Source organism: Methylosarcina fibrata AML-C10 (genome assembly GCF_000372865.1).
Classification (GTDB): domain Bacteria; phylum Pseudomonadota; class Gammaproteobacteria; order Methylococcales; family Methylomonadaceae; genus Methylosarcina; species Methylosarcina fibrata.
In genome coordinates this window covers 832,960-845,151 of the sequence record NZ_KB889965.1, presented here as the reverse complement: position 1 = coordinate 845,151, position 12,192 = coordinate 832,960, and the positions used below count along the sequence as shown (strand labels likewise).

Annotated in this window: 5 protein-coding genes; 4 read left to right on the top strand and 1 reads right to left on the bottom strand. The window is 54.1% G+C overall.

Annotated elements, in window-relative coordinates; all coding sequences use genetic code 11:
* Positions 1-206: 206 nt before the first annotated feature.
* Positions 207-1,661, top strand: coding sequence for a beta-barrel assembly-enhancing protease (locus tag A3OW_RS0104255; protein WP_020562187.1), 1,455 nt, complete (start codon positions 207-209; stop codon positions 1,659-1,661).
* 740 nt (positions 1,662-2,401) lie between these two features.
* On the opposite strand, the gene A3OW_RS0104250 is transcribed toward A3OW_RS0104255, so the two are convergent.
* Positions 2,402-4,699 carry a TonB-dependent receptor gene (locus A3OW_RS0104250; protein WP_020562186.1) on the bottom strand — a complete coding sequence of 766 codons (2,298 nt, stop codon included), beginning with the start codon at positions 4,697-4,699 and terminating at the stop codon, positions 2,402-2,404.
* Between the two features lie 275 nt (positions 4,700-4,974).
* Between A3OW_RS0104250 and A3OW_RS0104245 the strand changes: the two genes are divergently transcribed.
* The 3 genes from A3OW_RS0104245 to gltB all read left to right on the top strand — a co-directional run bounded on the left by A3OW_RS0104245 (position 4,975) and on the right by gltB (position 12,149).
* Complete coding sequence (locus A3OW_RS0104245) at positions 4,975-5,931, top strand: ZIP family metal transporter (RefSeq protein WP_020562185.1); 957 nt, start codon at positions 4,975-4,977, stop codon at positions 5,929-5,931.
* A 185-nt stretch (positions 5,932-6,116) separates the two neighbouring features.
* Complete coding sequence (locus A3OW_RS0104240; protein ID WP_026223323.1) at positions 6,117-6,827, top strand: TMEM165/GDT1 family protein; 711 nt, start codon at positions 6,117-6,119, stop codon at positions 6,825-6,827.
* Between the two features lie 702 nt (positions 6,828-7,529).
* Positions 7,530-12,149: a glutamate synthase large subunit gene (gene gltB / locus A3OW_RS0104230; protein ID WP_020562182.1), complete on the top strand. Its 4,620-nt coding sequence runs from the start codon at positions 7,530-7,532 to the stop codon at positions 12,147-12,149.
* Positions 12,150-12,192: the final 43 nt, after the last annotated feature.

The window sequence follows — 12,192 nt, the reverse complement described above, 5'->3', positions numbered from 1 at the left end:
GGAACCGTCGACGATCTTCTTGTGGCAAAAACTCTCGTTTTTTCTGGAGGCGGGCCGGACATTACCGGCCGGATGCATGAGGATGCGTTATCCCTTTTTCGATTTAAAGGTTTCGGCGATTTTTCTTCAGTCGGCGCATGGCGTTGTCGTCAAATGCAATTTACTTTGCGGCTCATAACCAAACCGACTGTATAATCTGGCCCGTCATGTCAAAAAAACCTATTTTAATCCTGGCCTTGTTACTTGCCTTTTATCCTGCTGCGCAACAAGCCGTCGAGATCAGTAAAATCGAATTGCCCGATATGGGGGATTCTTCGGGAACCTTGATCACTCCGGAGGAAGAAAAACAGTTGGGCGAGGCTTTTTTCAGAAGCCTGCATTCTCAAATCACCATCAATCAGGACGCGGAAATTCAGGAGTATATCCAGTCCGTAGGGCAAAAGCTGGTGGCTAACAGCGATGCGCCAGGGAATCCCTTCCATTTTTTTGTCGTCATGGAGAACGACATCAACGCGTTTGCCGGTCCCGGCGGCTATATCGGCGTGAATTCCGGTTTAATCCTGACCACCGAAGCGGAAAGCGAGCTGGCCTCGGTCATGGCGCACGAAATTGCGCACGTGACTCAACGGCACCTGTACCGGGCCGCCGAAGCGGCCGGCCGCTTGTCGATTCCTACCGCGGCGGCCACTTTGGCGGCCATTTTATTGGGCACTCAGGCGCCCGCTCTCGGTCAGGCGGCTTTGGTTGCAATACAAGCGGGAAACGTTCAATTTCAAATCGATTTTACCCGCGAAAATGAAGAAGAAGCCGACCGCGTCGGCATGCAGACCTTGTCGCAGTCACATTACGATCCACGCAGCATGCCCACTTTTTTCGAACGTCTGCAGCAATCCACCCGCTATTATGGCCAGAATATTCCGGAATTTCTGCGTACTCACCCGGTCACCGAGTCGCGCATATCGGATTCCCGCAATCGCGCGGAAGCCTATCCTTACAAACAATATCCCGACTCTCTCGGCTATCAGTTGACCAAAGCCAAACTCCGTGTCCTGACCAGTACCGATCTGGCGGAAACCCGGAAATATTTTCAGTCCAGACTGACTCAGGGAACGGCGGAGCAGCGCACGGTAGCCAAATATGGCCTGGGTCTGGCGGCGCTGAAATCGCAAAACGGCGACGAAGCGGAAACGATCTTTCGCCAACTGACGGCCGATTTTCCGGACCAGCCGCAATATGCCGCCGCCTTCGCGCATACCGCTCAGGAAGCCAGAAATTATCCGGCCGCCCTGGCTCGTTATGAAAAATCAATCAAACAATTTCCCAATAACGAATCCGTCAAGCTCGAATACATTTCCGCTCTATTGAAAGCCGGCAAACCGGAACCGGCAAAAACCTGTTTATTTTCTCTTCCGCCTAAAACCCGGCAATTGCCGATCTATTTCGAGCTTCTGGCTCAGACTTACGGTGCTCTGCATCAGCCGGCCGAATCGCATCGTTATCTGGCCGAATACTACTATGCGGTCGGCCAGACCCGGGACGCCATCCTGCAAATCCGATTGGCCCAAAAATCGAAGGGGCTGAATTTCCATTTGTCTTCCATTCTTAACGACCGGCTCGTTTTTTTCATTAACGAAGAAAAACAAGCAAGAGAACACGATTAGTCAGACAGATAATTTCATGGATAGCGAACAGCCTGCCACATGAAAATTTCCGGATAATCAATGAAAAGCGCGATGCCGAAGAAAAGGGATGCTTCAGCGAATAAAACTTCCGCCGGCTCAGTAAAAATGAAGTGAATTCGGGGCTTCTATCACAACAATTATGAACGCCAGCTTAACGGAAGCAATGGTTACCGGCGATGCGGATCGGACATGCTTTAAACTAATATATATCGCTATGTTTTTATTATATTTTTTTAATTTATGAGTTTTTTAACAAAAAAATTATTTTTTTTAATAGACACCGATAACTCTTAGTAATAGAATAAGCCCGCTCATAACGAGCAAGCCTGGTTAAGCTACCGGCATTGAGGAGGATAGTCTTTTAGACTATGCTGATAACAATAATAAATGAAGTTAACCTAACTTGAGTAAAAAAGTTGTATTTGCGATACGTAAATACAACGCAATAATAATAAGAAAACAGCTCAATATGCCCGCTTTATGCGGGCTTTTTATTTCCGGTGAAAAAAGATTTTCGAATGGTCCGGCATTCGCTTAAAGCCCTCTATTTCCCTACGTCCGCCGAGTTAAGCAAGCATGTCCTTTCGCAACGGCTTGCGGAAGCTTATGCAACATGCGCAGAGTAAACCGGCAAAGACATCCCCGCATTCATCCGAGGCTTTCGAAGGGGCCGAGCCTCCGGCGAACGGAAGCCCAACCCATGAAAGAAAACGGCCTATTTATAAGGTAAGCCGAACTCCGATCCACCCCGCCCTGGGCGCGCCGGGAGAAACAAACCGGTTATCGTTGTAGGCATCGCCCAGCACCTCGTCCGGCTCGCCGAATGTACCAAAGGAATTGTAGTTATTGTCGAAAATGTTATCGACCTTGCCGAACAACGTGAAATGCTTGTTGAACTTGTATTCGGCCCGCGCATTGAACAGCCAGTACCCTTGCAACTGACTGGTTACATTCGCCTCGTCGCCCCGGAAAAACTGATCGCTGCTGTACAAGCCGTCGATCGCCAACGACAAGCGCTGCCAAAGCTGGACACCGACCGATGCTTTGAAGATATGCTCCGGAATGCCCGGAATCTTGTCGCCGCGCTCGACTGTCGCCGCTTGATCATTATCCAACGGGTTTTGAATCAAAAAGCTGTCCAGGTAACGGGCATTCAGATAGGTGTAGTTTGCCGAAAAATTCCAGTCGTCAATCGGACTGAACAGAGCAGGAATCAAGGAACTCACGCCCGCTTCGACCCCATAGCGGCGGGTCTTTCCGACATTGCTGAAGTAGCCCTCGCTGATGCTGTCGCCATCGCGCCGGAAAATGATGTCGTCGTGATTGGTGGTATTGAAATAACCGAGATTCCATCGGGTGTCTCCCTTGCCGATCAGCTTGTTGAAATTGCCCCGAAAACCGCCTTCCCAGGTTTTCGCGACCACCTGATCGAGCGGCGGATCGGACAGGAACGCATTCGGCAGCCGACAGGGATCATTCGGATCGGCGCAGCTGAGTTCCATCGGCGTCGGCACTCTGGACGATTCGCCGTAACTGCCGTACACGCCCAGATTGTCGAAGATCTGATAGGTCAGGCCCGCGGACGGATTGAACCGTTCGTAGCTGTGTTTGCCGCTCAGCTTGTCTTCACTGTCTTCGATGTACTGATTTTTCATCGTGATGCTGACGTGATTGTACCGCCCGGCCAGCGTCGCGGTCAGTTTGTCGGTAATTGAAAAACTGTCGCTCAGGTAAAAGCCGTAGGTTTCGGTGACCGTATTCAGACGCACTCTCGCCTCTTCGACCAGAATCCCGCTGCCGATCGTGCCCCGGTCCGGCGTCAACTGCGACAATTCGGTATCGGACTCGAAATGCACGTCCGCATAGTCGTAGCTGCCGCCCAGAAGCAGATTGTTTTTATGTCCGAACCAGTCATGGTCGAACATCGCCTGCACGGTGCCGCCGCGGCTGCGGTTGTAGGTCGCGCTGGTATTGTTGGTGCCGCCTTCGACGTTGTCTCCGGCCGCAATCGGATTGCCGAAAACATCTTCCGCGATTTCATTTTCTTCATCGCACATGAACGTGCCGCATTCTTCAAAGTCGCTGTCGTCGCCGTTGAAAGTCTTGATCCGGTTTTGCCGGTAATAAGCGTTGCCGCTCAACTCAATCTGGTCGGTCAACGCATAGCTGCCGGCCAGTTCGGAAAAGAACATCCGGGTAATGGTCTGATCGGGATGGGTAAACACCGCCTCCCGGTTTTGTTGTTGCAACTGGATCGGCACCGCGCCGTTGCCGCGCAGATCGTTGTCGTTGGCGCCCAGGGTCAGGTCGAGCGAGCCTCGGTCGTTACGCCAGCTTAACGTGCCGAATACTTGATTGGCTTCGGTCGGTGAAAAATTGCGCCAACCTTCCTCGTCGAAATGGTGCAGGTCGATGAAATAACCCCAGGTCCCGTTATTCCATCCGCTCATCAGTTCTTCCGAATGCCGGTCCCAGGAGCCGCCGTACGCTTCGAATTGATGCCGGGGGGCCGAAAAACCGGTCTTGGTCTTGAGCGAAATGGAGCCGCCCAGACTGTTCAGTCCGTACAGCGGATTGGATCCCGGATACAACTCCATCGTGTCGATCGCACCGCGCGGGATCAAATCCCAGTTGACCGAATCGCCGAACGGCTCGTTGAAGCGAACGCCGTTGACGTAAGTCGACAAACCCTGAGGCAGTCCCAATAACGGCGAAGCGACAAAGCCCCGGTAATAAATATCCGGCTGCAACGGGTTGTTTTGCGCTTCATTGACATGAACGCTGCCGAGATAACGGTTCATGTAGTCCGACAAGGAAAGACTCTGAGCTTTCTCCAGTTGCTTGGCGTTCGCCGTCTGAATATTGGCCGGTATTTTTTCGGCCTCGACGCCGCTCCCCTGCAAAGGCGAGACATCGAGAACCTCGACCGTCTCCAGTTCGTCGGCCGACCGGTCCTCGGCCATCGCCGTCGAGAAAATCGTCAGACCGGACAGCGCCATAAAGGCAAGTTTTTTCATATTCGACTCTGATGAATTAGACAAAGGCGGCATCATAGACAAATCGTTTTTCAACAACCATAAGCGGGCCGCAAAAAGGAAAATTTCCCATCGGGCCGAGACCGCTCCTGTGAAAACTTGCAGATCTTTTGTCTCCGGGTACTCCCCGGTCTTTTGTCGAAGAGACAAACCCAACCGGCTCCTTCTCCACGTCAACCGCAGTAACCTTACAAATTGTTGGGATTTGGTTATAATGCTCGACTCATACGATGCAAAAGGCGGAACAGGCACCCTTCATGACAACCAGCATTCAAACCGTAAAAAAATTGCAGCTCTTTTTGACTGCGCAACTGGCCCGGATTACGGCCAGCGAATCTTACCGAAAATTGATGAGTCTTCCGCCTGTACAACGCTGGGCGAGCGTGGCAGGGCTGTTTTTATTGTCTCAGGCGATCGTTTTCGGCGGTTTATACGTCATTTTCGGCAAAATCGTCGTCATCGGTTTTCTGGCCAGCATTCTGGCCGGGCTGGCGACCGGCGTCGGCGCCTTGCCCGCGCTGTTCTTCAGAAACATCTCGAACAATCTTTTCAACAGCATGCTGGGCGGAGCCGCCGGCGTCATGCTGGCAGCCACCGCCTTTTCCCTGCTGGTTCCGGGCATGAGCTTCGGTAATGCCGTCTGGCCCGGCAAAGGCATTTATTTCGTGTCGTTCGGCATGATGCTGGGCGCCTTGTTTTTGCACTACGCCGACCGGCAATTGCCACACGTTCATTTCGACGCGGTGGCCGATCTTCGCAGAACATCGCTGAATAAAATCTGGCTGTTCATTATTGCCATTACCATTCATAACTTTCCGGAAGGGATGTCGGTGGGAGTCAGCTACGGTACCGGAGAGATGAAAACGGGCACCGTGTTGGCGATTGCAATCGCCCTGCAGAATATTCCGGAAGGGCTGGCCGTCGCCCTGCCTCTGGTCGGATTGAATTACAATAAATGGCATGCGGTCGGCATCGCCACCGTCACCGGCTTGGTCGAGCCGGTCGGAGGATTGCTCGGCATCACCATGGTGACTTTATTCCAGCCCATCCTGCCGATTGCCATGGGCTTTGCCGCAGGCGCCATGCTGTTCGTCATCAGCGAGGAAATTATTCCGGAAACCCACGGCAGTACGGGCAACCGTTCCCGCTACGCCACCTTTGCCTTGATGATCGGCTTCATCATCATGATGATTCTGGATAATTTGCTGGGCTGAATTGAGGCTTGAGTACGCCATCTCAAGATCAAAAAAACTCTGCGCTCCGGAAATTGCTTGCCATCTCGAAACCCGTACGTTTTCCGCTCGGGTTTCTTCCCGCCGATTAATCGATTCAAAAAATTTTTTCCGAACCGGCGCCAATCCTCTGCAACTCTTCCAACGCATCAACTCCGCTATTTCCCATGGATAAGTATTCCAATTGTCTTGAACACATTCTCTCCCGGATAAATGCGCTCCATCCTGACGAGATACTCCGCCAGGCGTTGGATTCCATACTGTTACTATTGGGGCAATGGAACATCGCCGAATTCTCGGCCGCTTCAGCCACCACCTTTCTTTTAATCGTGGCGGCTGAAATAGGCGATAAAAGTCAGTTGGTTTGCATGACGCTTGCCTCGCGCCATCGGCCCATGCCGGTGCTGTGGGGAGCCGTGATCGCTTTTGCCTTCTTGAACACGCTGGCGGTTGTCTTTGGTGCCGCCATCGCTCACTGGCTGCCCGAGAGCATGATCGCTGCGGCGGTCGCGGTGTTGTTTGCCGTTTTTGGAATTCACGCCCTTTTGGCTGCCAATGGCGATGACGACGATGACGAGATTAAGGAAAAAAGCGGACACGGCATCTTTATCACAACCTTTCTAATGATTACCGTGGCCGAATTCGGCGATAAAACTCAACTGGCCGTGGTCGCGCTCAGCAGCACGGCCACGCCCGCGGCGATATGGCTAGGCTCGACCGCCGCGCTGGCGTTCACTTCGGCTTTGGGCATTCTGGCCGGCCGGACGATTCTACAAAAACTGCCCCTGACTTTATTGCATAAAATCAGTGGGCTCATCTTTCTTACCATTGCCATCCTCGCCGGCTATCGCAGTTATCTGGAATATGCGAGTCGGTAGCCCAAAGCGCCGATGTCATGGCGAACCGTCTCCATCTCACTGAAAAATAAAGGCCGAATGCGGCCGCCGATAATTCCGTTTGACAAAACGATCATAGCCGTTAACATAACGTCACTGCTTTGAAAAGTTTTTTCTTTGTTTTTCTCAATGAGCGATATTGGAACTCAGACACATCCCGAACAAATCAAACGCCGGACGTCGTCATTCGTCACAAAGCGCATCGTTATGAGCTACCGACGCGCTGCAAAAAAAATTCGATAGCGGCGCTTTAATTTATTAGCCACAAGCGGACCGTCCCATAAGCCGAGACCACTCGAAAACCCGAATTTCATTGATTTTTAAAAAGGCGCTCCACTCACTTGGGCTGAGGTCGGTTATTGTTTGGCGCGTTGCAAGGCGGCAATGGTCAGCGATGAAAACGGTTTGAAGAAGAAAATAATGAACTTTCAATTAAAAATCAGCGAGATGGAATCGATTTCTAATTCAATCTTCAACTTACGGCATTTTTTGACTTTCATGGCGCCACTCGGGCAGAAAAGACTGCGTGACAAGGAAGCCCTTGATACGTATAATTTAACAGTTTTGCCCCCACATGAACCCTTTAAATTCAATTAAAAGTAAAAGCACTTCGTGCACTTGGGGCTATGGTTTTGTAAGGGACGGGAGAATAACCCTTAAATTAATTCACTTTTGGAGGTGACAATGAATCAGAACAGACTACCGGCCAGACAGGGTTTATATGATCCCCGCAATGAACATGATGCGTGCGGCGTAGGTTTCATCGTTCATATTAAAGGACAAAAAAGTCACGGCATCGTCCGTCAAGGGCTCGACCTGCTCAAAAATTTAACCCATCGCGGCGCCGTGGGGGCCGATCCCTATGCCGGCGACGGGGCGGGCATTTTAATTCAAATGCCCGATGCCTTTTTACGCGCCGAATGCGGCAAATTGGGGCTGTCGCTTCCGCCGGAAGGCGACTATGCGGTCGGCATGCTGTTCATGCCCCGCGAAGAGGCCAGCCGTGCCGCCTGCGAAGCGGTATTGACCGATATTATAGCAAAAGAAAAGGCGGTTCTGTTGGGTTGGCGCGATGTTCCGACCGACAATCACGAATTGGGCGAATCGGTAAAACCGGTGGAACCTTTCATCCGTCAGATTTTCATCGGACGCGGCGCCGACTGCGCCGATCAGGACGCCTTCGAGCGCAAACTGTTCGTTATCCGCAAACAAGTGGAAAACAAAGTCCGTGAACTGCAACTGGAAAACGGCCACTTTTTCTACATCCCGTCCTTGTCGTCCCGAACGATTGTCTACAAAGGCATGTTGCTGGCGGACCAAGTGGGCACCTTTTACCCCGACCTGACCGACGAACGCATGGTCAGCGCTCTGGCCCTGGTGCATCAGCGTTTTTCCACCAATACCTTTCCGACCTGGGATCTGGCGCATCCTTTCCGCATGATCGCCCATAACGGCGAAATCAATACTCTGCGCGGCAACATCAACGGCATGGCGGCGCGGCGCCATTCCATCTCGTCCAAAATCCTGGGCGACGACGTGCATAAACTTTGGCCGTTAATTGCCGAAGGTCAATCCGATTCGGCCTGTTTCGACAATGCTCTTGAATTACTGGTGGCCGGCGGCTATTCCCTTGCCCATGCGATGATGCTGCTCATTCCGGAAGCTTGGGCGGGCAACGTGTTGATGAACGACAAACAGAAAGCCTTCTACGAATACAATGCGGCTCTCATGGAACCGTGGGACGGCCCTGCCGCCGTAGCTTTTACCGACGGACGCCAGATCGGAGCGACTCTCGATCGGAACGGATTGCGCCCTGCCCGCTATCTGGTCACCGACGACGACATCGTGATCATGGCATCGGAAATGGGCGTACTGGAAGTACCCGAGCATAAAATCATCAAGAAATGGCGCCTGCAGCCCGGCAAAATGCTGCTGATCGATACCGTTCAGGGCCGCATCATTGACGATTCCGAACTGAAGACCGAACTGGCCAACCGTCATCCTTACGCCGAATGGCTGGACAAGTCGCAGATCCTGTTGTCCAAACTGCCGCCGGAAATCGCCGCGATGGCGCCGGATGAACAGACGCTGCTGGATCGCCAGCAGGCCTACGGTTACACCCAGGAAGACATTGAAGCCATTCTGAAGCCCATGGCCCTGACCGGCCAGGAAGCGGTCAGCTCGATGGGCATCGATGCCGCCCTGGCGGTGCTGTCGCAACGTCCCCGCCTGTTGTACGATTATTTCAAACAGGCTTTCGCACAGGTGACCAACCCGGCCATTGACCCCATCCGCGAAGAATTGGTCATGTCGCTGGTCTCGTTTATCGGGCCCAGGCCTAATCTGTTGGGCCTCGACGAAGGCGGAACCCACACGCGCCTTGAAGTCGAACAGCCCATCCTGACCAATCAGGACCTGGAAACGATTCGGAAAATCGAACCGCGCACCGACGGCCTGTTCAGGACCAAGACTCTGTCGCTCTGCTATTCGTCGGATCTCGGCGCGAGCGGCATGGAGAGCGCGCTGGAAAAGCTGTGCGTCGGCGCCAAGCAGGCCGTATTGGACGGCAACAACATTCTGGTCCTCTCCGACCGGGACGTGGATGCCGCTCATGTGGCCATCCCTGCCCTGCTGGCGACGTCCGCCGTGCATCATTTCCTGACCCGGGAAGGCCTCCGCACCAAAGTCGGTCTGGTCATTGAGACCGGCGAAGCGCGGGAAGTGCATCATTTCGCTCTGCTGGCCGCTTACGGCGCGGAAGCGATCAATCCTTACCTGGCCTTCGACACGCTGACCTCCCTGTGCAAGAATCTGGCCGGACTGACCGAATACGAAGCCCATAAACGCTATACCAAGGCGATCGCCAAAGGCCTGCTCAAAGTCATGTCTAAAATGGGCATTTCGACCTACCAGTCGTATTGCGGCGCGCAGATTTTCAACGCCATCGGCTTGTCGGAAGCTTTCCTGGATAAATATTTTACCGGGACGACCAGCACCACCGAAGGCGTGGGCTTGAAAGAAATCAGCGAAGAAACGCTGCGCCGGCACCGTCTGGCCTTCGGCGATGCGCCCCTCTATCGGGGAGCGCTCGACGTCGGCGGCGAATACGCTTTTCGCATTCGCGGCGAAGCACACATCTGGACTCCGGCGACCATCAGCAAACTGCAACATGCCACTCGCAGCAACAGCCGCGAGATGTATGAAGAGTTCTGTCGCCTGATCGACGAACAAAACGAGAATCTGTTGACCTTGCGCGGACTGATGACCTTCAAGGAAAATGCGGAGCCTGTGCCTCTGGACGAAGTGGAGCCGGCTTCCGAAATCGTCAAGCGCTTCGCCACCGGAGCGATGTCGTTCGGTTCCATTTCCTACGAAGCCCACACGACGCTCGCGATTGCGATGAACCGCATCGGCGGCAAGTCGAACACCGGTGAAGGCGGCGAGCTGGCGGAACGCTTTATTCCGCTGCCCAACGGCGATTCGATGCGTTCGGCGATCAAGCAGGTCGCTTCGGGCCGTTTCGGCGTAACCACCGAATATCTGGTCAACGCCGACGACATCCAGATCAAGATCAGCCAGGGCGCGAAACCCGGCGAAGGCGGACAATTGCCCGGCCACAAGGTCGACGCAATCATCGCGAAAGTCCGGCACTCCACGCAAGGCGTGGGCTTGATTTCGCCGCCGCCGCACCATGACATCTATTCGATCGAAGATTTGGCGCAGTTGATCCACGACTTGAAGAACGTCAACCCGACGGCCCGCATCAGCGTCAAGCTGGTGTCCGAAGTCGGCGTCGGCACGGTCGCGGCCGGGGTTTCCAAAGCCCATGCCGATCACGTGACCATTGCCGGTTACGACGGCGGCACCGGCGCCAGTCCGATGACGTCCATCAAACACGCGGGCCTGCCCTGGGAAATCGGGCTGGCGGAAACGCACCAGACCCTGATCATCAACAAACTGCGCGGGCGTATCGCCGTCCAGGTCGACGGCGGCTTGCGCACCGGACGGGACGTCGTCATCGGCGCCCTGCTGGGAGCCGATGAATTCGGCTTCGCGACGGCGCCGCTGATTGTCTCGGGCTGTTTGATGATGCGCAAATGCCACTTGAATACCTGTCCGGTCGGCGTGGCCACACAGGATCCCGAGCTGCGCAAACGTTTTACCGGCCAGCCCGAGCACGTGGTGAACTATTTCTTCCTGGTCGCCGAAGACGTTCGCAGATGGATGGCGAAACTCGGTTTCCGCCGGCTCAACGACATGATCGGCCGGTCCGACAGACTGGACATGCAGCGTGCCATCAATCATTGGAAGACCGAAGGACTCGACTTCAGCCGTATTTTCTATAAACCCGAGGTTGACCATTCAACCGCCGTTTATCAGTCGGAGCAGCAGGATCACGGTCTGGATAAAGCCCTGGATCATTTCCTGATCGAAAAAGCCAAGCCGTCCCTGGAAAATGCCGAACCGGTGCTGATCAATACGCCCATACGCAACATTAACCGCACCTTCGGCGCCATGCTCTCCGGTGAAGTCGCGAAGCGCTACGGTCATAAAGGCCTGCCCGAAGATACGATCGCCATTAACGTCAAAGGCACCGCCGGACAAAGTTTCGGCGCCTTCCTGGCGCAAGGCATCAGCATTCAGCTCGAAGGCGACGGCAACGATTACGTCGGTAAGGGCATGAGCGGCGGCCGCATAGCGATCTTCCCGCCCAAAGAGTGCGCCATCGACCCGGCCGAAAATATTATTGTCGGCAATACCGTGCTCTATGGCGCGATCAGCGGCGAATGCTACTTCAACGGAGTGGCGGGCGAGCGCTTCGCCGTGCGCAACTCGGGCGCCATCGCCGTCGTGGAGGGCGTCGGAGATCACGGCTGCGAATACATGACCGGCGGCGTCGTCGTTGTGCTCGGCCCGACCGGACGCAATTTCGCGGCGGGCATGTCGGGCGGTGTGGCTTATGTGCTGGACGAAGACGGCCGTTTCAACATTCGTTGCAATCTGGCCATGGTGGAACTGGAGCCCATCCCGGCGGAAGATGACACTCTGGAGTTGGTGGCTCATCAGGGCGGCGACATGGAAACGCATGGCCGCGTCAACCTCATGTCCGACATGACCCGTTATGATGCCCAACGGTTGAAACACTTGATTCAAAACCACAAGCATTATACCGGCAGCCCGAGAGCCCGGCACATCCTGGAAAACTGGCACGAATATTTGCCGCGTTTTGTTAAAGTCATGCCGGTCGATTACCGTGAAGCGCTCAAGCAAATTCAGGCATTGCAGGCTTCCGCTACGGTCTGATTGATTTTTAAGCATATTCAACCCACCATTGACGGCATGCAAC

Bases quoted from the DNA above. Each gene is read 5' to 3' on its own strand.
- A3OW_RS0104255 (WP_020562187.1), top strand. From the start codon at position 207: ATGTCAAAAAAACCTATTTTAATCCTGGCCTTGTTACTTGCCTTTTAT.
- A3OW_RS0104250 (WP_020562186.1), bottom strand. From the start codon at position 4,699: ATGAAAAAACTTGCCTTTATGGCGCTGTCCGGTCTGACGATTTTCTCG.
- A3OW_RS0104245 (WP_020562185.1), top strand. From the start codon at position 4,975: ATGACAACCAGCATTCAAACCGTAAAAAAATTGCAGCTCTTTTTGACT.
- A3OW_RS0104240 (WP_026223323.1), top strand. From the start codon at position 6,117: ATGGATAAGTATTCCAATTGTCTTGAACACATTCTCTCCCGGATAAAT.
- gltB (WP_020562182.1), top strand. From the start codon at position 7,530: ATGAATCAGAACAGACTACCGGCCAGACAGGGTTTATATGATCCCCGC.